Raw genomic sequence first — 20,834 nt, forward strand, 5'->3', positions numbered from 1 at the left:
ATCACGATATGGTTTATGCTACGTGGCTGATCATCCACCTAGCTGTTCTGCCTTTGGCCCGGCGCTGGGGCGAGATCGAGGAGACCTTCGTTCGAGTGACTGGCCTTGCAACTCCCGACGGTGACAGTTCTTGAAATCGGTGGTTTCTGAGAGCTGTGCCAACCCATCTCTCGGGCGGCTGAACATCATTGGGAAGCGCTCTCGGAACTATCTTTCGAAATCATGTCACTCGCTCGGATTACATGCACGAGTTTTGACAAGTCATCCAAACCAGACGTTCGCCGCACACTGACCAAGGTGCAAGTTGGGCTTGAACCTAAAGTCTGCGGCATTGAGCATGAATGTCCGGTCATACGCAGTAGCCGCGTGATGCGCATATCGAGAAAAAGCGGCGCTCACGCGCCGCCCTCGTGCTTCAGGACCGGAATGCCCAGCTTGCGGGCCTTGTCGGCAAGGTTCTCTTGGATCCCGGTGCCGGGGAAGACCAGCACCCCGATCGGCAGGACGTCCAGCATCGCATCGTTGCGCTTGAACGGGGCCGAACGGCCGTGCTTGGTCCAGTCGGGACGAAAGGCGACTTGCGGCACCTTGCGGTGATCGGCCCAGCGGGAGGCAATGAGTTCCGCGCCTTTCGGTGAGCCGCCATGCAGCAGCAGCATGTCCGGGTGCTTGGCATGGACTCGGTCGAGCCGCGCCCAGATCAGGCGGTGATCGTTGAACTCCGCGCCGCCGGTAACGGCCACCTTGGGACCCTCAGGCAGAAGCAACTGCGCCTCGGCCCGGCGGCGGGCGGTGAGGAAGTCCCGGCTGTCGATCACCGCGGCGGTCAGGTTGCGATGGCTGACGCGTGAGCCGGTCCGGGGATGCCAGGGCTTGCCGAGGTGATGCTCGAAGCCCTCGGCGGCAAGGTCGCGGAAAAGCTCCAGCGCGGTGCGCCTTTCGACCATGCTCTGCCCCTCAGCCACGAGGCGTTCGAGTTCGAGGGATTTAACCTCTGAGCCATCCTGTTCCCGCTGAAGGCGGCGCTGCGCCTGTTCGTTGTCGTCGAGCTGCCGCTCGGCCCGCGCCAGCGCGCGGTGGAATAGGTTGACCGCGCCCCAGAGCAGTTCGTCGAGATCGGGTTCGAGGCGCGTATCACCCAGCGTCGCGACAAGGGCATCGAGGATATCGGCGACGGCACCAGCGATCTGGCTGCCCTCGGGCAAGGGACGCGGGTCGGGTTCATCCTCGTAGGGGCGCCAGCCGTAGAGCTGGAGTTCGGTCAGGACATGGGCGGTCGAGGACGTGCTATGCTGCGGTTCATGGGCATCGGTTTCGGGATCATGGGTCATGTGCGGGGTCCTTCCTCGGGGGAGCCGCGCGCCACACGCGGCCTTCGTGGCAGGAACGCGCCCACGGGCGGCACGGCCGGGCAGCTCGAGCCTTTCGCGAGGGCCTTGATGGCCAAGCCCGGCTATTTTGCCTCGCGATGCAAAGCGCCCCAACGGGGCGCGGCGGAAAATAGCCGGAGCGCGGCCATTGCCGGGCCGTGACGCTTGTGGGCCTCCTGCCCTCCGAGAAGGCCGTGCGAGCCGGCCATTCCCGTGGATGGGACCCGCGCGGGATCCCCTCCGAAAGCGATGCCGCGAGCCGTGCAGCGCCAGCCGGATTGCCGCCCTGTCACACTGGCACGAACCGCGCGGCGTCCTCGGTGTGGAGATGAAGCCGCAACCGCGCTTGCAAGGCCTCCAGCCCATAGCGCCGAAGATCGTCGTTGAAGTCGCCCAATCGCGGCGTGAGGGTCATCGCCTCGATCCCCGCCTCGGCTGCGCGCGCCTTCAGTCGATCCCTTGCCGCCGCGCCCGCCGGATCACGGTCGCGCAACACGTAGAGCCGCCGCAGGCAAGCGGGGAACCGGATGACGGCCAGGTGTCCCGACGACAGCGCCGCGAGGGCGGGCATTTCGGGCAGGGCCGAGCGCACGGAAAGAACCGTCTCGATCCCCTCGCCCGCGATGAGCACGTCACTGGGCGTGCCGAACCGTACCCCGTTCCCCAGCAAAGCCCCCATCGCACGCCGCGGCGTGCCGATATCGGCCTTGGCGCTCCCGTCCGGGCGCAGCCAGGTGCGGTGGGTCCCGGTCTGGCGGCCCTCGAGATCGGTGATGGCAGCGAGCATGGCCGGAAGCCGCGCGACCGGCCCGCCGCCTTCGGGTCGATAGAAACAGGCGGGATGGAACCGCAGGCTTGGCATTTGGTCAATCGCTCTGATGCCACGCCCGCGCAGATAGTTTTCGACCGGAGTGCCGTAGATCGACACGCCCATTGCGAACAGGCGTCGTGCCGCTTCCTGGGATCCGGTAGCAGCCGGTGGCGGTGAATTTGGAGAATGCTGTCGGGGTGGATCAGGCAAGGGCAGGCTCAAAAAGCGTCGGGCCTCATCGGCAACATCCTTGAAGTCGACCAAGCCGCAGCTTTCGCGGATGACATCGAGCAGATCGCCGTGCTCCCCCGTGGCTGCGTCGGTCCATTTTCCGGCCGCACGGGTGCCGGACAGAGGCCCGGACAGTCGAACGAACATCGACCGCCCCGGGTTGTTCTGAACGTCGCCCACCAGCCAGTAGTGACCCTGCTTCCGGCCGTTCGACAGATAGTGGCGGCACGCCGCTTCGGCATTCTGGGCAAGCTGGCGCGAAAGCTCGATGGCGGGGCTCGTCATGGCGGTCTCCAAGAGGTTTTGACGCAATCAGGGGCCCGCCATGACTGACGGGCCCCTGACTTTGGACCTTTGGGGAAGGCCCCGTGCTGCTCGAAGGTCACTCGGCGGCGGTGCGTGCGAAGGCGTCCTCGGCGACGGGATCATCTTCCTCGATCGGGTCGGAATCTCCGATAGCCGGTTCGCCGCCATCTTCCGCCGATTGCGCTTCGCTGCTGTCGGGATCGTCTTCCGAAGCGTCATCGTCGGTGCGTTCGGCCTCGTCGATCAGCTCGATCTCCGGTGCGTCCGCTTCCGGCAGCGGCGGCGTGCGCAACGGTTCGGGCAGCCAGCGGGTGCCCACGAGCAGGTCCTCGGCCGCGGTCACCATCTCAGCCTTCTTCAGCCCGGCAATCCGGTCAGCGGCGTCCTCATCTTTCGCCTCGCGCACGGCCTCGAGGATGCGCGCCTTGGTCACACGGCCGAGGTAGCTGTCACCCGTGGCCGTCCAGCCCGCCTTGGCCATGTCGAGCCCGACGGTCCCGGCCAGCACATCCGCATGCGCGATGGCGCGGGGACGGCGCTGGTAGGGGTCGTGGACCGCATTCACGCTCATCGCCACGCAATGGGCGAAGAGCGCTTCGCGGCTGCAACTGTCGAACTCGGTCAGGGCCTCCCAGAGGTCCTCGGGCGCTTTTGGCAGGTTGAGCGTCCAGGTCTCGTGACGCTGCTCGATGGCCTGCGCGTAGGCCGTGTCGCCGAGGCCCGGCACCTGCGATCCGAAGGCGGCGTTGCGCGGTTCGATCTCGACGCAGCTGTCGACGGCGTAGCGATAGAAGAGCCGCAGGACAATCGCGTGTAGCGCCGCGAGGAAGGCGACCTGTGGGTCCTGAGCCAGCGCATTGCGCAGCGCGAGGGTGCGATGGGCCGTCAGTTCCATGACGAGACGGTCGGAAAGCGGCTTGAGGCCGTCATCCTCTTCCTCCTCGTCCGTCGTAGACGCGACGGTGTCATCGGTGCCCTCGACCGGGGCAGCTTCCGATTTGATCTCGCCGGTGTCCTCCACCTCCTCGACCGGCTCATCCTCGGGTCGCACATAGCCACGCTCGACGCGCAGCCGCCCGGAGCTGTCGATGCTGACGAAGGCCCCGGCCAGCGCAAGGTCTTCGGCCTCGTACCGGAACGGCCGCGCCTCGAGGGCCTCCATCGCCTCCTCGATCTCGCCCAACCGGGTATCGACGTCGTCGGGCAGCTCGTCGGCTTCCGCATGCTCGGCCTCGAGCGCGTCGTATTCGGCCTTCAGCGCCTGGTAGCTGGCGGCTTCTTCGTCGCTCATCGGCACCGCCTCGCCATGAACCCGGCGCATCCCGAAGGTATGGCCATAGGGGAACGCGGTGTCGACCTCGACCCATTTCCAGCCCTCGGCCCGGATGACTTCGGCTTGCTCGGCCAGCTTCTCGCGCACCATGACGTCGAGAAGGGCGGCGTCCTGCAACCAGCCGCCGTCGTCCTGCTGGAACAGATCGCGCAGGATTTCGCCCCCGGCCTCGACGTAATCGTCCAGCCCGACGAACTGCGCCCGCTTGTCCGAGGCCCGCACCGCACCCTCGGTCAGCATGCGGCGGATCTCGTAGGGCTGCCGCGAATAGTGCCGCTGCAGCGCCTCCCAGACCTGTTCCTGCCGCGCGTGATCGGGACCCACCGTGAAGGCCATTAGTTGGTCGAGGGTCATCTCCTCCTCGGCATAGGCATCGAGCAGCGACGGCGCGACCGCGGCGAGCTTCAGACGCTGTTTGACCACGCTGGCCGAGACGAAGAAGGCGGCCGCGATCTCCTCCTCGGTGCGACCCTTCTCGCGCATCGCCTGGAAGGCGCGGAACTGGTCGAGCGGATGCAGGGGTGCCCGCTGGACGTTCTCGGCCAGGCTGTCTTCTTCAGCGAGCCCATCGGTGCGGACGATGCAGGGAACCAGCGCGGTCTTGTTCATGCGCTTCTGCTTCACGAGCAGTTCCAGCGCGCGAAACCGCCGCCCGCCGGCGGGGATCGTGTACATGCCGGTCTCGGCTCCGCTGTCGTCCAGAACGGGCCGCACGGTGATGGAGCTGAGCAGCGTCCGCCGGGCGATGTCCTCGGCCAGCTCCTCGATCGACACACCCGCCTTGACGTGGCGCACGTTCGACTGGCTGAGCATCAGCTTGTTGAAGGGAATGTCGCGCGAGGCGCTGAGGGTGATTTTCTGTTGCTTGGTCATCGGGATATCTCCGCGACGGGCCAGCCGGGAGCCACTCTCCCGACCTCCAAACCCGTCACGGGAAACCCGGCCCACCTCTACCTCTGGAAACTGAGCACGGTAGATAGCCGCCCACGCCAGCATCGAATTCCGACGCAGAAAAACATCCTTCCTGTGCGAGGCAGGCATACGACTGGTGGTGCATTACTCGGCAGATGTCCAAATCGGCTCATCGCCCATCAAGCCAAATTATGCCTTGTGTTCACCGTTCCTCCACAACCGAAACTTCGAGCCCGGAGGTGTTGACGCAGAAGCATGTCTGTGTGCGTCAGCGGTTGATTCACCTTCGAGCAATAATTTGATTAGGTACGTCTGAACGAACTGCGCCGAAACGCCACCATGTACTGCGTTGAAGGGCGCGACCATGCTCTTGCACATCGGGCTAGTTGAAAACGGACGAGCAAAAGTATTGCGCCCCAAATAGCAACAGAGGAATGCGAAGTCCCAAGGCGTAGGATTGTGTTGCTCGAATATCTCAACAAGCCGAGCAACGGGGATATCGCCCGTCGCCCCGCAAAGCGCCGCATCTGTCGAACCATGCCCGAGAACAACAATATGCTCATACGCAGAAAGCTGCTGAGTCTGGCAAACCAAGTTCAACTCTGCATCAGTCCGCAACTTCAAAAATCGCACAAAGGAATCATCCCCAAAAAGAAGCCGACAATACTGCAATACCGTTTTCGCCAACGGATCGAGCAAAGTGCTCTCCGAATGGAAATCATCAAAAGCAATTATTGCGACGCCGACTCGATGATGCATGAATTTTGTCGATACGAGCTCGCTATTCGTACCATCGGGCAACCTAACACGCCGCTTGCGTCCTTCCCGCGCTACGACCTCAGTTCTGTAAAATGCTTGCGTTTGATCATTTACTGCATCTAAGCGGCTGCGACACACGTAGACATGGTCACCAACATTAACGTTTGTCGCCACGGTTTTTCTCCTAGCAGAACGGCTTGAGGTCTGGTCATTGGCAGTCAGGCGTAGGCGTTGAGCCAGTTGCAGTAACGAACGTCGGCAAGTTCTCTGATTTCGGACGTTCCAGCAAGTATTCGTCCAATGAACGACCTTCGGACAATTCAAAAGCGCAATGACAGTTCTGAGTCTCAGTGCCGGCCCGTGTAGGCCGTCACTCGATAGAGTGACTAGACCACCTTCTCCAACAACCCCTTGGCTTTCCCCTCCATCACCAGCCGCGCATCCTGCTGCGGCTTCGACCGGGCGACGGCGGTGATCCCCTGCACGAAGTCGAAGACGCTCTCTGGCGGACGGCCTTCCTCGGCCAGGACCGTCTCGACGATCCGTCCCGTCTCCGCCTTCGAGAATCCGCGTTTGCGCAGGAAGTCCTGGCGGTCATCGTCCGACCGCGCGACGATCTTCTCCCGCGCCGCGCGGATGCCGTCGATGAAGGGCGCGGGCGAGGACTCTGCGAAGCGGCTGAGCGCCGGTGCGGCCTCGTGGGCGAAGCGAGAGGCAGCGTATTTCGAGTGCCGGATCGTGATCTCCTGGAAGTCCTCGACGCCCCAGAGATTGCGGTTCTGGCAGACCGCGCGCAGGTAGAAGCTGGCGATGCCCAGCGTCTTGGCGCCGACCTCCGAGTTCCAGCAATAAAACCCCCGGAAGTACAGGTCGGGTGTACCGTCGGGCAGCAGCCCCGCCTCGATCGGGTTGAGGTCGTCGACGAGGAACAGGAACACGTCGCGGTCCGAGGCATAGAGCGTCGTCGTCTCCTTCGTCACGTCCACGCGCGGATTATAGATGCCGGTGGACCAGTCGAGCATCCCCGGCACCTTCCAGCGCGTGTCGCCGGTGCCATTGCCAGCGATGCGCTGAACGGCGGTGACCAGTTCGTGGTCGTAGATACGGCCATAGTCCGGGCCGGTCACGGCGCGCAGCTCCGTGCGACCATCCACGACCTCCATCGTCTTGATTTGCTCGGCACGGTGGTTGGTTAGGCCGTATTGCAGGTTGATGCCCGCCAGCGGCGCGGGCAGTTGCCGCAGATAGGCCGCGGGGGCGCCAACGAGGCTCGAGAGCTGGCCGAAGGACCAATGCGTCGGCGCGACGGGTTCATCCGTGCCCGGCAGGACAAGGCCGAGATTTTCCGGGTCGTCGCGATGCGCTTCGACCCGGATCGCCGCACTTTCCACCGTGCGCGTCCGGCTCCGCTCCGCCCGGCCCTTGACCGATGCGAAGAGGTCGTCGAGCGACAGGAACCGTTCGTCATCCGGCCGCGCGAACCACTCCGACGACACGCGATCCACGTTTTCGCCCCGCGAAACATCCACCTTGTAGCCGCCGCTGATTTTACGCCCGGCATCGATAATTTCGGTGTTCATTGGAAAACCTCCGCGACGGGCGCCGGAGGCCTCTCCTCCAGCCCTTAACCCGTCACGGCACCCCTCCCAGTCTCTTGCTCTCTCGCTTGGCCAGTGGCGGCTTCCAGCGCCTTAGTGACACCTGCGTTGCGCGATTCGGGCGGCCTATGGCAGACTTCTTTCAGGCAACGGTCTTCGGTCGCCGCCACAGCGAAGGACCCCGAAATGGTGAGAAATCGCATAGAACAGCGCAGTATCTCCGGTTTCCGGGCCGCCGATTTGCGCGACGCCAAAGCAGCCATCTATACGCCAAGCTACGAAAATGTTCGCTCATCCCACCTTCAACCCTCTATTATGCATAGGCTTTTTCCTTCGTACGCGCGCCACCATCTGGCAGGCTGGCGACTATGGAATGGGACCAAAAACATAGGCCAGGGGCTGGCGCGTCAACAGACGCCCAAATCTCATCTCGGGGTGGCGGAGCGACTGCGAACAAAATCGCGCGCCTCGCTTCTACTGGCGATGATCCGCGGCTGGTTAACCTTGTTCGCTTGTTGGCACGGCAGGCGGCGAGAGATTTCATTGAGACAGAGAACAGGCGGCATGCACGGGCTCGCCTCCGCGATTAAGGGGGCTATCGCATGAAAGCAGCGCTTTACGCTCGGTATTCATCTGACAACCAACGTGATGCGTCGATCGAAGACCAGCTGCGCATCTGCCGTGCACGCGCGGAGCGGGAAGGCTGGACGATTATCGACAGCTACACGGATCGCGCGATTTCCGGAGCATCCTTGCTTCGGCCCGGCGTCCAGGAACTGATCTCGGATGCGCTGAAGGGCCGTTTTGAGGTCATCCTCGCGGAGTCGCTGGATCGTCTCTCTCGGGACCAGGAGGACATCGCCGGGCTCTACAAGCGGATGCGCTTTGCAGGCGTGAGTATCGTGACGCTGTCCGAAGGTGAGGTCAGCGAATTGCACATCGGTCTCAAGGGAACGATGGGCGCACTCTTCCTAAAGGATCTAGCCGACAAGACCCGGCGCGGCCTTCGCGGGCGTGTCGAGCAGGGACGCTCCGGTGGTGGACTCTGTTATGGGTATGATGTCGTTCGCACGACCGATCCGGACGATCGGGGCGAGCGGGAGATCAACCCAGCTGAAGCAAACGTCGTTCGGCGCATCTTCCGGGAATACTTGTCCGGACAATCGTCGCGGACGATAGCGATGACCTTGAACCGGGAGGGCATTTCCGGACCGCAGGGCAAGGAGTGGGGGCCCTCCACGATTCACGGCAACCCGAAACGAGGGACAGGGATTCTCAACAATGAGCTCTACATCGGTAGGCTCGTCTGGAACCGTCTGCGATACATGAAGGATCCAGACACCGGTAAGCGCGTCTCCCGCCCGAACCCGGAAAGTGAGTGGGTGGTCCAACAGGTCCCGGACCTTCGGATTGTGGACCAAGATCTTTGGGACGCGGTGAAAAAAAGGCAAATGAGCCTTTCGTTCGATACGTCGTCGGCCGGCAATAATCCGATGAATGATAGACGACGCCCGAAGCACCTTTTCGCCAGCCTCATCAAGTGCGGGTGCTGTGGTGGTGGGTACTCCCTGATCTCGAAAGACCTGCTTGGCTGCGCAGCGTCACGGAACAAGGGCACATGCGATAACCGTCTGAACATCCGTCGGGATGCCTTGGAGGCGTCGATCTTGAATGGCCTTCGGAAGCATCTCATGTCGCCAGAGCTCTTCAATGAATTCTGTGCCGAGTTCACGCGCGAGGTAAATCGGCTCCGGATCGAGCGCGGAGCCGACCTGGCTGGCTGGAGGAGCGAACTTGAGAAGGTTGACCGAGAGCTCGACAAGATGGTCGACGCCATTCTTCAAGGCTTCCCGCCGGCGAAACTCAAAGACAAGGCCGAGAAGCTGGAGGCGAGAAAGGCGGAGTTGACTGAGCTTCTGGACAATGCCGACGAGCCGCCGCCGTTGCTGCACCCGAACATGGCACGTATGTACCAGGATCGGATCGCGAAGCTCTGCGAGAACCTGCAATTGGAGGAAGATCGAGGCGCCGCCGTCGACGTGCTTCGATCACTGGTCGATGAAATCAGCCTCGTGCCTGAGAACGGCGAACTCTCCATCGTCCTGCGCGGCGACTTGGGCGCGATCCTGCGCTTTGCGGCTGGAAAGCAAAACCCCGACTTCCTTTCGGAGGCCGAGGCTTTGGACAACCTGCTTTCGCAGAAATCGTTGGTTGCGGGAGGGCGCAGCAGACGATCCCGGCACCCTAGTCCCACAAAAGCAAAAACCTTCGCGGCAGGACCGGCGGAGGCATCGCAAGTATCGTTGGTTGCGGGGGCAGGATTTGAACCTGCGACCTTCAGGTTATGAGCCCCCACCCTCGGAAGCAGGCTTGTCCTTTAGTTGCAGTGCGTTAGCCGAGTAAGCCTTTGATCTGCAACCCAGTTTCGGCCGCACCAGTCCGCGCTGGGCCGCAAACTGCGACGCAGGACGGAGAACGAAGCCAATACACCGGTTGACCTATTGTTGACCCGCCGACGATCAGCCGAGTGAACGACCGACAGCAAGTCGAGCGATTTAGTCATTCCAGGGACATCTCGGGTGGCATCCGCAACCGACGGCGCGAAGGGCGGACAGCCGCCAATCACTGCGGGCGGCCCGACGGATAACAAGAAGAAGGCGGCCGCTCGGAAGAACGGCGCCAGGGAAGAGACGAGCGTCGCACCGAGGCCGAGGGGTCGGGCGTACGAGATCCGCCGGAAGCGCATGTCGGGACCTCAGTGAAAGGCTATTTCCTCCTCCGAGTTACCGTCGCGGGGGATGCTTCCGATCGTGGTGCCCTTCCGGCCGCGGACCGCCGCAGGTACATCGGCGAGGGCGCAGATCACAGACCGGCCGCCGGTCGCCCGGGCGAACTCCTGCGCCGCCTCGACCTTGGGGCCCATCGTGCCGGCGGGGAAGCTGTAGGCGTCCATCGCGTCGGGCGTCGCCCAGCGGATCGCCTTCTGGCCGGGCTTGGCCCAGTCGACGTAGACGGCGTCGGCGTCGGTGGCGCAGACGAAGACGCTCGCGCCGATCTCGCGGGCGAGAAGCGCGGTGGCGCGGTCCTTGTCGATGACACACTCGACGCCGACGAGGCGGCGGGTGCCCTTCTCGTACATGGTCGGGATGCCGCCGCCGCCCGCGGCGATGACGACCGTCCCCTTCTCGAGCAGCCACTGTACGGGGCGGATTTGGAAGATTCGCTTCGGCAGCGGCGAGGGGACGACGCGGCGCCACTTGTCGCCGTCGGGCTTCACGGTCCAGCCCTTGGCGGCGGCCTCGGCCTTCGCCTCGGCCTCGTCATAAACCTGGCCGACGAACTTGGTCGGGTCGGCGAAGGCCGGGTCGTCGGGGTCGACCTCGACCATGGTCAGGAGCGTGGCGAGCGGCTGCTCGAAGGGCAGACGATTGCCGAGCTCCTGCTCGATCATGTAGCCGATCATCCCCTCGGTCTCGGCCCCGAGCACGTCCAGCGGCGAGTCCTCGCCGGGATAAGCGAGCTCCTGCAGCGCCAGCAGACCGACCTGCGGACCGTTGCCGTGGGTGATGACGAGCTCGTTGCCGGCGCAGAGCGGCGCCAGCGCCTCCGCCGCGATCCGGGCATTGCGGCGCTGGTTCGACGCAGTCAGCGCCTCGCTGCGCTTCAGGAGCGCGTTACCGCCGAGGGCGACGACGATTCGGGCCATGGCTCAGCCCGCCAGCGTCGCGACGAGGATCGCCTTGATGGTGTGCAGCCGGTTCTCGGCCTGCTCGAAGGCGACGTTCATCGGGCTCTCGAACACCTCGTCGGTGACCTCCATCTCCTTGATGTCGAACTTCTCGAAGATGTCCTGGCCGACCTTGGTCTCGGTGTTGTGGAAGGCCGGAAGGCAGTGCATGAACTTGACCGTCGGGTTTCCGGTCTTCTTCATCAGCGCCATGTTGACCTGGTAGGGCGAGAGCAGCTTGATCCGCTCGGCCCAGACCTCCTTCGGCTCGCCCATCGACACCCAGACGTCGGTGTGGACGAAGTCGACGCCCTTCAGGCCCTTGTCGATGTCGTCGGTCACCATCAGCCGGGCGCCGGTCTGCTCGGCCCACTTCCTGGCGATCGCCTGCACGTCGTCGTGCGGCTGGTTCTCCTTCGGCGCCACCATGCGCACGTCGCAGCCCATCATCGCCCCGAGCACGAGGAGCGAGTTGCCCATGTTGTTGCGCGCGTCGCCGAGGAAGGCATAGGCGATCTGGGTGCGCGGCTTGTCGGAATGCTCGACCATGGTCAGCATGTCGGCGAGCATCTGCGTCGGGTGCCAGTCATCGGTCAGGCCGTTGTAGACCGGAACGCCGGCGTATTTAGCCAGATCGTCCACTGCGTCCTGAGACGACCCGCGGAACTCGATTGCGTCGAACATCCGCCCGAGCACCCGCGCGGTGTCCTTCATCGACTCCTTGTGGCCGATCTGGCTGCCCGAGGGGTCGAGGTAGGTGACATGGGCCCCCTGGTCGTGGGCGGCGACCTCGAAGGCGCAGCGGGTGCGGGTCGAGGTCTTCTCGAAGATCAGGCAGATCTCCTTGCCCTTGAGCAGCTCACGCTCGGTGCCGGCGTACTTGGCGCGCTTCAGGTCGCGCGAGAGGTCGAGCAGGTAGAGCATCTCGCGCTGGCTGAAGTCGTCGAGCTTGAGGTAGCTGCGGCCCTTGAGGTTGAAGGACATGGCGTTTCTCTCCCGGTGTTCTCGTTCAGTAGGCGGGGTCGCGCAGGATCGGGCAGGTCATGCAGTGCCCCCCGCCGCGGCCGCGGCCGAGCTCCTGGCTGTTGATGGTGATGACCTCGACGCCGGCCTTCCTGAGCAGCGTGTTGGTGTGGGTGTTGCGGTCGTAGCCGACGATCACCCCGGGCTCGAGCGCGACGACGTTGTTGCCGTCGTCCCACTGCTCGCGCTCGGCGTCGAAGGCGTTGCCGCCGGTGCCGACGACGAGCAGGTCGGAGAGGCCGAGCGCCTCCTTGTAGACCTCGAAGAGATGCAGGCCCTCCTTTGTGATCTCGATTCCGCCCTTGCCGTCGGGGCGGAGCGAGAAGCAGGTGATCTCGTCGACCACCTCGCGGAAGGCCGTCACCTTGTCGTGGTCGAGGCAGGTGAAGACGGTGTCGAGGTGCATCGCCGCCCGCGACTTGGGCATGGCGCAGGCAATGACCCGCTCGGCCGCGCCCTTGGCGAACAGCCGGTTGGCAACCTGGTTGACCGCCTGCCGGGTCGTGCGCTCGCCCATGCCGATCAGCACGACGCCTCGGCCTATCGGCATGACGTCGCCCCCTTCCATCGACGTGTTGCCCCAGTCCTCGTCGCTGTCGCCCCACCAGATCTCGAATTCGTTCCGGGTGAACTCCGGGTGGAACTTGTAGACAGCGCGCTGGAACAGCGACTCTGGCTTGCGCGCCGGCCAGTACATCGGGTTGCAGGTTACCCCGCCGTAGATCCAGCAGGAGGGGTCGCGCTGGAAGAGCGCGTTCGGCACCGGGCGGACGATGAACTCGGTCGGCGACAGCGCCTCCTGCATCACCGGCGTCACCAGGTCCTTCGGCAGGTCGTCGCGGACGATGCCGCCGAGCAGGTGACGGGCAAGCTGGTGGGCGTCGAGCTCGTCGAGCCACGGGCGGACCAGCCGCGCGAGCGCCGGTCCGACCTGGTTGTCGGTGATCCGCCGGTCGAGCACGAAACCCCGCGCCTCCGGCTGGTCGCGGAAGATGTCGGTCAGAAGGTCCTGGATGTCGAAGACCTCGGCGCCGCGGTCCTTCATCTTCAGCACGAAGTCGGCGTGGTCCGAGCGCGCCTTCTGCACCCAGATGACGTCGTCGAACAAAAGGTCGTGGCAGTTGCCGGGCGTCAGCCGCTCGTGCGCGAGCGACGGCCGCGACACCATCACCTTGCGCAGCTTGCCGATCTCCGAATGGACACCGAGTTGCATGAGTTAGGTCTCCTCCCGAATGACGTTGCGGTTGCGCCACTTGATGGCGACGTGGACCGGAATGCCGGCCAGGATCAGCAGGAATCCGAGGAACACGGTCTCGGCCCCGGCGCCGTAGATCGCCCAGAGCGCGTAGAGAAAGCCCAAGGCGCCGAGGACGGCGACCCTGGCGAGCTGCGGACCCGCGACGCTGCGGCCGGTGCGGAGCAGGATCATCAGCTCCGCCAGCGCGCAGAGCGCGTAGGGCAGCAGGCTCGACATGACCGCGAGCAGGATGATGGCGTTGAAGGCGCCGACGAGGCCCTGCGCGAAATTCATCGCGACGAGGATCGAGGCGAGCAGATTCGAGAAGACCAGCGCGTTCGCCGGGGTGCCGTACCGCGAGAGGTGTCCGAGACGCTCGGGGAACACCCGGTCGAGCGCCGCGCCGTAGGGCACCTGACCGGTCAGCAGCGTGAAGCCGTTGAGCGTGCCGAAGGTCGAGATCACTGCGCCGATGGCGACCAGGATGCCGCCGGTGCCCCCCCACATCACCCGCGCCGCATCGGCGAGGGGCGCCGCCGAGGCCGCGAGTTCTGCCGATGGCACCACCCCGATGGCGACGGTGGTGACCGAGATGTAGACGGCGGCAGCAATAAGGACGCCGAGGATCGTTGCCCGCGGGATGGTGCGCTCCGGGTCGATCACGTCGCCGGCCGGCACGGTCGCCGACTCGAGGCCGAGATAGGCCCAGAGCGTCAGCGCCGCCGCGGCGGAGATGGCGGCGAGGTCAGACTGCCCGGAGGTGTTCCAGGGCGTGAAGTTGGCGCCATCGACCCAGAGGAACCCGAGCGTGCCGATCAGGACGAGCGGCACCAGCTTCAGGACGGTCGTGACGATCTGCACGAGCCCTGCCTCGGCGACGCCGCGGATGTTGACGAGGGTAAGGGTCCAGATCGAGATCAGCGCCACCGCGAGGCTGGAGGACTGGGAGGCGCCGATGCCGGGAAAGAGGAAGCCGACATAGCCGGCGAGCGCCACCGCCACACCGGCGTTGCCGGTCCAGAGCGCGATCCAGTAGCCCCAGGCGATGATGAAGCCGGCGAATTCACCGAAGCCCGCTTCGGTGTAGGCGTAGGGCCCGCCGGTCCGCGTCACGATCCGCGACAGCCTCCCGAAGATCACCGCCAGCACCAGCGCGCCAAGCGACGTCACCGTCCAGCCGACGAGCGAGATCGGCCCGAAGGCCGCCAGCGAGGCCGGCAGGAGGAAGATGCCCGAGCCGATCATGTTGCCGACGACGAGCGCGGTGCAGGCGACCAGCCCGAGCCCACCCCCGGCCGCGACGCTCGCCCCGGTCGCCATCGCTTCAGTTCGCCGGCGCCGCTGCCGGCGCCGGGGCCGATGGGGGCGCGTCCGTCATCATCGCCGTGACGCTGAGCGCCGCCGAGATGATCACCGCGAGGATCACGAGCAGCGGCCAGACGAAGCGGAGCCAGCGGTCGTAGGCCACGCGCCCGATCGCGAGCCCGCCCATGACGACGGCGAAGGTCGGGTTGAAGAGGTTCACCCAGCCGTTCGCCGACTGGTAGGCGGTGACCGTCAGGTCGCGCTGCACCCCGGCGAAGTCCGACAGCGGCGCCAGGATCGGCATCGTGAGCACCGCGAGCCCCGACGACGAGGGCACGAGGAACGACAGGATCGTCTGGAACGCCAGCATCACGTTGATGAAGAGCACGTTGCCGAAGTCGGCGAGCGTGCCGGCCAGCGCGTTCAGGATGGTGTCGGTGATCTTGCCGGCGTCCATGATAACGACGATACCCCGGGCGACGCCGATGATCAGCGCGACCCCGAGCAGGTCACGCGCGCCGTTGACGAAAGTGTCGACGAAGGTGTGCTCGTCCATCTTCGTCGCGTCGTCGAACTTGGCGACGAAGAAGGTGAAGATGGCCATTCCGAGAAACAGGGCCGACATCTCGCCCATCCACCAGCCCAGGCTGATGACGCCGTAGAGCATAATGACGAAGGTTAGTCCAAAGAGCGCGAGTATGATCTCGCGGACGCGGGTGAACTCCGGCAGCGGCGCTCCGACCTCGGAGCCCTTGAGGAAGTGCTGGATATTGTCCTCGCGCTGCGCCGCCACCACCGACCGCGCCGGCTCCTCCTTCACCCGCTTGGCGTAGCGCATGACGTAGGCGATGCCCGCCAGGAGGCAGGCGAAGAGAATGAAGACCCGCAGCACAAGGCCGTCGGTGAAGGGCACGCCGGCGGCGTTCGAGGCGATTACCGTCGCGAAGGCGTTGAAGGTCGAGCCGAGCGTGCCGATGCCGCAGCCGAGCATGATGACGGCGACCCCGGTCAGCGCGTCGTAGCCGGCACGGATGAAGACCGGCAGCACGATCGCGTAGAAGGCCAGGCTCTCCTCGGCCATGCCGTAGCTGGTGCCGCCGGCGGCGAATGCCGCCATCAGGATCGGGATCATCCAGATCTCGCGGCCCTTCAGCGCCGTCAGCAGCCAGCCGATGCCGGCGTCGATCGCCCCGGTCTTGGTGACCACGGCGAGGAAGCCGCCGATGATCAGCACGAAGACCGCCACGTCGATGGCGTTCGCCATTCCCGTTGCCGGGTCGTAGAGCCCGGCGATCGGCGCCATCAGCACGGCGACGAGCCCCTGCGGGTTCGGCTCGACCTGGGCGTAGGTGCCGGGCACCGGCGCCTCGCGCCCGAGCGTCTCGTTGAAGGCGCGCTCGTACTGGCCGGCCGGAATGATCCAGGTCAGCGCCGCGACGACGATGATGAGTGCGAAAAGGATCGTGAACGCGGTCGGGAACTTCTTCATCGGCCTACCCTGCTTCGGCAGGCGCGCCTGCATCGGCGTCCCTCCCAGGCCACCCGGCGCGCCGGATTGTTGTTCGTTGCGCCCCGCGGCGCGATGCGTCAGCCGTCCTGTCCAGCCTCCTTCAGAATGCGGTCGATCTCGCCCTCGAGCTCCGCGATCACCGTGCGGTAGTCGCCGATCTCCGGTCGCTCCGCGGCATCCGGGCGCGCCTCGAACACGGCGAGACTTTGCCGCGCCAAGGCGTATTCCTCGCAGATCTCGCAGAAATCGGGGTTGGACCCGGCCAGCCTCCGCAGGGTCGCTGCCGCCTCCGGAAAGCGCTCCAACGCCTGCGCGAGTCTCGCGTCAGCCACGTCAGCCTTCGCCATTGCGCAACCCCGCTCGGAAGACGGGACCGAGACTCCCCGAACCTCACGGGTCTTCGAAGTACGTTACCGTTAGCAACAGGTGCGCCGCGTGCTACAGACGGAGAAAAAGCGTGATCGCCCCGACGTTGACGATGTCGACGAAGAAGGCCGAGACCAGCGGCAGGATCACGAAGGCGTTCGGGGAGGGTCCATAGCGCTTCGTGATCGCTGACATGCTGGCGATCGCGGTGGGGGTCGAGCCGAGCGAGAGCCCGGTGAAGCCTCCCGAAAGGACGGCCGCCTGATAGTTCTGCCCGAGCGCCGGGAAGACCACGAGGACGATATAGGTCGCCGCCACCACCGTCTGGACCGCGACGAGTAGGAAGAGGTCGGCCGCGCTGCCGGCCAGCGTCCAGAGCTGCATGCTCATCAGCGACATCGCGAGGAAGATCGACAGCGCGTAGCTGGACAGCAGCTCGAGCGCCGGCGTGTGCGCGGGCCAGCGGAGCCGCGGCAACAGGACCGGCACGGTGTTCGACAGCAGGATCCCCGCGATCAGACAGGGCACGAAGAGCGGCAGGGTGATGCCGGTCGTCTCGGTTAACCAGGCGTGGGCGAGATAGCCGAGGATCACCGCCACGTTGACCGCGAGCATCGCGCGCATCACGCCCATCTTGTCGATCGGCGCCGCATCGGCCTCCGGCGGCAGCTCCCCGTCCTCCGGGTCGGTTCCCGGCACCGCTACCTGGTTCCTCTCGATCAGGAACTTCGCCAACGGCCCACCGAGCAGGCTGGCGATGATCAGGCTGACCGTGGCGACCGCGATGCCGCTCTCCAGCGCGGCCGGGAATCCGTGCTCGGCAGCGATCGTCGGCCCCCAGGCGATCGCCGTGCCGTGCCCGCCGACGAGCGACATCGATCCGGCGACCACCCCCGCCGCCTTCGGCATCCCGAGCAGGACCGCACCGACGGTGCCGACCGTGTCCTGCAGGAAGACGAAGGCGACCGTCACGAGGCAGAGAATGCCAAGCACGCGGCCGCCTGCGGCGAGGTCGGCGAGCCTCGCGTTCACGCCGACCGTGGCGAAGAAGATGACGAGCAGCTTGTCGCGCGTCGTCATGTCGAATCCGACGTCGACGCGGAAGATGATGTGCAGCGCCCAGAAGACGAGCGCGGCGACGAAGCCGCCGGTGACCGGCTCGGGAATGCTGTAGCGCCTCAGAAACTCGACGCGCTGGGTGATGAGCACCCCGACGAAGAAGAAGACGATCCCGATCGTGAGCGAAAGAAAGTCGGGCGCCACCAGCTCTCTCGCTCCGGTCTCCACGGCGACGCTCCTCTTCCGATGCGCCGACGCAACCTCGGCAGGCCTGGACGTCCGGCAAAGTACGTTACCGGCTACTACATGCTCCCCCCAGGTTTCGGAAGACGCGCGCCTGTGCCAAGATCCGGAACGGATTGCGGAGCGGGCCTGGCGGTCGGATCATGGTGCGGGAGGAGCAGAAGGAATCGGCCGACGCCGTCCTGGCGGAACTCGCCCGCATTCTCGGATCACCGCGTTTCGATGCCAGCGAGCGCAACAGGCGCTTCCTGACCTATGTCGTCGAGGAAGCCCTCGCCGGGCGGAGCGAGCGCATCAAGGCCTACACGATCGCCACCGAGGTCTTCGGGCGCGACTCGAAGTTCGACCCGCAGCTCGACTCGATTGTCCGCATCGAGGCAGGCCGGCTCCGGCGGGCGCTGGAGCACTACTATCTGACCGACGGCCGGACGAGCGGTCTGCGCATCGACATTCCCCGCGGCGGCTACGCGCCGGTCTTCGCCGTGGAGGCGGTCGCGCTGCCGCAGGCCCTTGCCGGCTCTCCGCGTATCCTGGTGACGGCCTTCGAGGAGGAGGGCGACCAGTCCTCCTTCCCGACCTTCACCCGCGGCTTCACCCGCTCGCTGATCATCGCGCTCACCCGATTCACCGGCCTGCGGGTTTTCGGCGCCGAGACCGCGCTGCGCCATCCGAGCGACTTCGACCTCGGCGCGTCCAGGCGAGAAGTCGGTGCCGACTACCTCGTCACCGGCCAGACCTCGCTGCAGCCGGACCACTTCGAAGTCGACGTCCTCCTGGTCGAGGCCGCAACGGGAAGGGTCGTCTGGGCCGAAACCTTCGAGCGGCAGCTCAAACCTTCGGAGATCATCGCGCTCCGCAACGACGTGGCGAACCGCGTTGCGCGGGCCTTTGCGCCGCCCTACGGCGCGATCCGGTCCGATCGCGCCCGCGATGCGGAGGGAAAGGCGCCGGAACTTCTCGGGAGCTACGCCGCCGTGCTGCTGTTCTACGCCTACTGGCGCACCTTCGACCAGGCGATGATCGAGGCGGTGCGTGTGGGACTGGAGCAGGCCGTTGCGACCGAGCCCGACTATGCCGAGGCGCTGGCCTGCCTGTCGCTCGTCTACTCCAACGCCTACCGCTTCGGTCATGTCACCGGAGCGCCCGACCCGGACCCGCGGGATCGGGCCGCCGCGCTCGCCGCCCGCGCGGTCGAGCTCGCCCCGAGCTCGAGCTGGGCGCGCTATGCCCTCGGGCTGGCGCGCTGGTTCTCCGGCAGCCCTGCGGCCGCACTCGAGGCCCTCGAGGCCGGCCGCGCCCTCAACCCGAACGACACGACGATCCTCGCCGACCTCGGCCAGCGCTATGCGATGCTGGCGCGATGGGACGAGGCCGTGCCGCTGCTGGAGGAATCCTACGCCGGCAATCCGGCACAGCCCGGAAGCTATCGCATCGGCCTCTTTCTCTACCACTTCGCCCACGGCCGCTTCGCCGAGGCGCTGGCCGAGGCCAGGCGGGTCAATGCGCCCCAGGTTCTCTACGGCCATGTCGCCGTCGCCGCCGCGGCGGCCGAGCTCGGTCTCGACGACGAGGCGGCCGACGCGGTCTCGGCAATCCGGGGCCTCGATCCCGACTATGGCGTCCACATCGTCGACGACCTCGAGGGCCGCCACGTGGCACCGGAGCTCGTGCCCCTGATTGTCGCCGGCCTCGAGAAGGCCGGCATGCCGATCGCCGAGTCGAGCCGGTCCTCGTAGGCGCATGTCACGCTGGCATCCTCGGGATCGAGCTGCTTGAAGCGAGGGCCACCGACTTCGTGGTCCGATTCGCGGTCTTCGGCCTCTTCGGCTTGCGGCCGCGACAAGCGCGCCTCCTGAAAGCGCCAGCGGCCGAGACCGTCGTCGACCAATCGAGCTCGCGGCTGCACGTCGGCGGGCCTGCGTTGCCTGTCCGATCACCCGGATGGGCGGATACCCTTCTCGCTGAGTTCGGCGGCGATTTAGCGGCCCACGGAGGTTACGCACGAGGGCGAGCACTCGTTCCAATCACCAAGCCGGAAGGCCCTCAATGCCGTTGGGGCCAGCCGCTGGCGAATGACCGGTGCGGAGTGCCGCAATTCATGTCTACAATTCGCCCGATGACGGCGCCGGGCCGGCTTCGGCGATGGCGCCAGCCGGCGCGTCAGGCCGTTCGCGGGGAGGTCGGCGTGGGCCGTGGTGTCATCTCGCGGGGTTGGTTCACAGTAAGGGCTGCTCACCCGCGGGCCATCTACTTCTGGCCGCCAACGATTTTCAACCTTGGCCGCAGCAACTCGCCCACCGCGTTGACGCCGGCCCGCAGGGGGGACTCGATCAGATGCGCGTAGCGCTGGGTGGTGCCGATCTGGGTGTGGCCGAGCAGCTTGCCGATCATCTCGAGCGACGCGCCCCCCGAAACCAGCAACGAGGCGAAGGTGTGGCGCAGATAGTGGATGCGGACGTCGGGGATGTGTGCCACCTCGCGCATCCGGGCCCAGAAGTGCTTCAGCTCGATCACCGGCTGGCCCTCAAGATCACCCGGGAAGAGAAACGGGCAGCCCGCCGGCGCGGCCTCGCGGCGTAGCCGGACGAGTGCAACTGCCTCGGTCGAGATCGGGATGCGGTGGATGCGCCGCTGCTTGGTGTAGGCCGCCTGCTTGGTCCAGATCGCGAGCTCAAGGTTGAACTGATCGAAGGTGGCGGTGCGGACCTCGCCAAGCCGGGCGCCGGTCAGCATGCAGAGCCTCTGGGAGGCCGTGCAGCAGCGCCTCGCCGCCAACCGCCGCCGGCGAGCGACCGGAGGATCCGCCCGGGACCCGAGCCCGCTCGCGGGCCGGGTGCGCGATCCCGATGGCCTGAAGATGCGCCCGAGCCATGCCCGGAAGAAGGGGCGGCGCTACCGCTACTATGTCAGTGCTGCGCTGATCGAGGAGGGTGTCGCTCACGGCGCGCGGGGCTGGCGCATCCCGGCGGCTGAGCTGGAGGCGGCAGTCGCCCGGACCATCGCCGCCAAGCTCCGGGATCCGGCGTTCCAGGCACGGATGATCG

General features: G+C 65.7%; 14 protein-coding genes and 2 pseudogenes. 3 read left to right on the forward strand and 13 right to left on the reverse strand.

Annotated elements, in window-relative coordinates; genetic code table 11:
* Window positions 1-395: 395 nt before the first annotated feature.
* The 5 genes from V7050_RS06455 to V7050_RS06475 form a co-directional block, all read right to left on the reverse strand.
* Window positions 396-1,331, reverse strand: a complete 936-nt coding sequence (locus V7050_RS06455) for a DUF2493 domain-containing protein (RefSeq protein WP_324374437.1) — start codon at window positions 1,329-1,331, stop codon at window positions 396-398.
* Window positions 1,332-1,659: 328 nt separating this feature from the next.
* Window positions 1,660-2,697, reverse strand: coding sequence for a DUF7146 domain-containing protein (locus V7050_RS06460; protein ID WP_324374438.1), 1,038 nt, complete (start codon window positions 2,695-2,697; stop codon window positions 1,660-1,662).
* 97 nt (window positions 2,698-2,794) lie between these two features.
* Complete coding sequence (locus V7050_RS06465) at window positions 2,795-4,924, reverse strand: ParB/RepB/Spo0J family partition protein (protein ID WP_442885586.1); 2,130 nt, start codon at window positions 4,922-4,924, stop codon at window positions 2,795-2,797.
* Between the two features lie 228 nt (window positions 4,925-5,152).
* Window positions 5,153-5,896, reverse strand: coding sequence for a hypothetical protein (locus V7050_RS06470; protein WP_324374443.1), 744 nt, complete (start codon window positions 5,894-5,896; stop codon window positions 5,153-5,155).
* Between the two features lie 212 nt (window positions 5,897-6,108).
* A complete protein-coding gene (locus V7050_RS06475; RefSeq protein ID WP_324374445.1) occupies window positions 6,109-7,302 on the reverse strand; it encodes a DUF932 domain-containing protein in 1,194 nt (397 codons plus the stop codon).
* Window positions 7,303-7,922: 620 nt separating this feature from the next.
* Between V7050_RS06475 and V7050_RS06480 the strand changes: the two genes are divergently transcribed.
* Entirely contained in the window at window positions 7,923-9,668 is a 1,746-nt protein-coding gene (locus V7050_RS06480; protein ID WP_324374447.1) for a recombinase family protein, read from the forward strand.
* Between the two features lie 407 nt (window positions 9,669-10,075).
* Here V7050_RS06480 and arcC read toward each other — a convergent pair whose 3' ends face one another.
* The 7 genes from arcC to gltS all read right to left on the reverse strand — a co-directional run bounded on the left by arcC (window position 10,076) and on the right by gltS (window position 17,775).
* Window positions 10,076-11,026: a carbamate kinase gene (arcC, locus tag V7050_RS06485; protein ID WP_324410401.1), complete on the reverse strand. Its 951-nt coding sequence runs from the start codon at window positions 11,024-11,026 to the stop codon at window positions 10,076-10,078.
* A gap of 3 nt (window positions 11,027-11,029) precedes the next feature.
* Entirely contained in the window at window positions 11,030-12,031 is a 1,002-nt protein-coding gene (locus V7050_RS06490; RefSeq protein ID WP_324374451.1) for an ornithine carbamoyltransferase, read from the reverse strand.
* A gap of 25 nt (window positions 12,032-12,056) precedes the next feature.
* The gene (locus V7050_RS06495; RefSeq protein ID WP_324374453.1) at window positions 12,057-13,283 is read right to left on the reverse strand and encodes an arginine deiminase; all 1,227 of its coding nucleotides are present in this window, start codon (window positions 13,281-13,283) and stop codon (window positions 12,057-12,059) included.
* 3 nt (window positions 13,284-13,286) lie between these two features.
* Window positions 13,287-14,627: an amino acid permease gene (locus tag V7050_RS06500; protein WP_324374455.1), complete on the reverse strand. Its 1,341-nt coding sequence runs from the start codon at window positions 14,625-14,627 to the stop codon at window positions 13,287-13,289.
* 4 nt (window positions 14,628-14,631) lie between these two features.
* Window positions 14,632-16,101 (reverse strand): YfcC family protein, encoded by a 1,470-nt coding sequence (locus V7050_RS06505; RefSeq protein ID WP_324374458.1) that lies wholly within the window; start codon window positions 16,099-16,101, stop codon window positions 14,632-14,634.
* A 98-nt stretch (window positions 16,102-16,199) separates the two neighbouring features.
* A complete protein-coding gene (locus V7050_RS06510; RefSeq protein ID WP_324374460.1) occupies window positions 16,200-16,454 on the reverse strand; it encodes a hypothetical protein in 255 nt (84 codons plus the stop codon).
* 106 nt (window positions 16,455-16,560) lie between these two features.
* Window positions 16,561-17,775 carry a sodium/glutamate symporter gene (gene gltS / locus V7050_RS06515; protein ID WP_324374462.1) on the reverse strand — a complete coding sequence of 405 codons (1,215 nt, stop codon included), beginning with the start codon at window positions 17,773-17,775 and terminating at the stop codon, window positions 16,561-16,563.
* Between the two features lie 158 nt (window positions 17,776-17,933).
* Here gltS and V7050_RS06520 point away from each other — a divergent pair, with 158 nt between their 5' ends.
* Entirely contained in the window at window positions 17,934-19,526 is a 1,593-nt protein-coding gene (locus tag V7050_RS06520; protein ID WP_324374464.1) for a hypothetical protein, read from the forward strand.
* Window positions 19,527-20,037: 511 nt separating this feature from the next.
* Here the strand turns inward: V7050_RS06520 and V7050_RS06525 are convergent.
* A pseudogene (locus V7050_RS06525) lies at window positions 20,038-20,532 on the reverse strand (site-specific integrase); the annotation flags it as partial.
* Between V7050_RS06525 and V7050_RS06530 the strand changes: the two are divergent.
* A pseudogene (locus tag V7050_RS06530) lies at window positions 20,522-20,834 on the forward strand (zinc ribbon domain-containing protein); the annotation flags it as partial. The pseudogenes V7050_RS06525 and V7050_RS06530 sit on opposite strands and share 11 nt — an antisense overlap.

The organism is Amaricoccus sp., assembly GCF_036846665.1.
In the GTDB taxonomy this organism is placed as follows: Bacteria; Pseudomonadota; Alphaproteobacteria; order Rhodobacterales; family Rhodobacteraceae; genus Amaricoccus.

Bases quoted from the DNA above. Each gene is read 5' to 3' on its own strand.
- V7050_RS06455 (WP_324374437.1), bottom strand. From the start codon at position 1,331: ATGACCCATGATCCCGAAACCGATGCCCATGAACCGCAGCATAGCACG.
- V7050_RS06460 (WP_324374438.1), bottom strand. From the start codon at position 2,697: ATGACGAGCCCCGCCATCGAGCTTTCGCGCCAGCTTGCCCAGAATGCC.
- V7050_RS06465 (WP_442885586.1), bottom strand. From the start codon at position 4,924: ATGACCAAGCAACAGAAAATCACCCTCAGCGCCTCGCGCGACATTCCC.
- V7050_RS06475 (WP_324374445.1), bottom strand. From the start codon at position 7,302: ATGAACACCGAAATTATCGATGCCGGGCGTAAAATCAGCGGCGGCTAC.
- V7050_RS06480 (WP_324374447.1), top strand. From the start codon at position 7,923: ATGAAAGCAGCGCTTTACGCTCGGTATTCATCTGACAACCAACGTGAT.
- arcC (WP_324410401.1), bottom strand. From the start codon at position 11,026: ATGGCCCGAATCGTCGTCGCCCTCGGCGGTAACGCGCTCCTGAAGCGC.
- V7050_RS06490 (WP_324374451.1), bottom strand. From the start codon at position 12,031: ATGTCCTTCAACCTCAAGGGCCGCAGCTACCTCAAGCTCGACGACTTC.
- V7050_RS06495 (WP_324374453.1), bottom strand. From the start codon at position 13,283: ATGCAACTCGGTGTCCATTCGGAGATCGGCAAGCTGCGCAAGGTGATG.
- V7050_RS06500 (WP_324374455.1), bottom strand. From the start codon at position 14,627: ATGGCGACCGGGGCGAGCGTCGCGGCCGGGGGTGGGCTCGGGCTGGTC.
- V7050_RS06505 (WP_324374458.1), bottom strand. From the start codon at position 16,101: ATGAAGAAGTTCCCGACCGCGTTCACGATCCTTTTCGCACTCATCATC.
- V7050_RS06520 (WP_324374464.1), top strand. From the start codon at position 17,934: ATGGTGCGGGAGGAGCAGAAGGAATCGGCCGACGCCGTCCTGGCGGAA.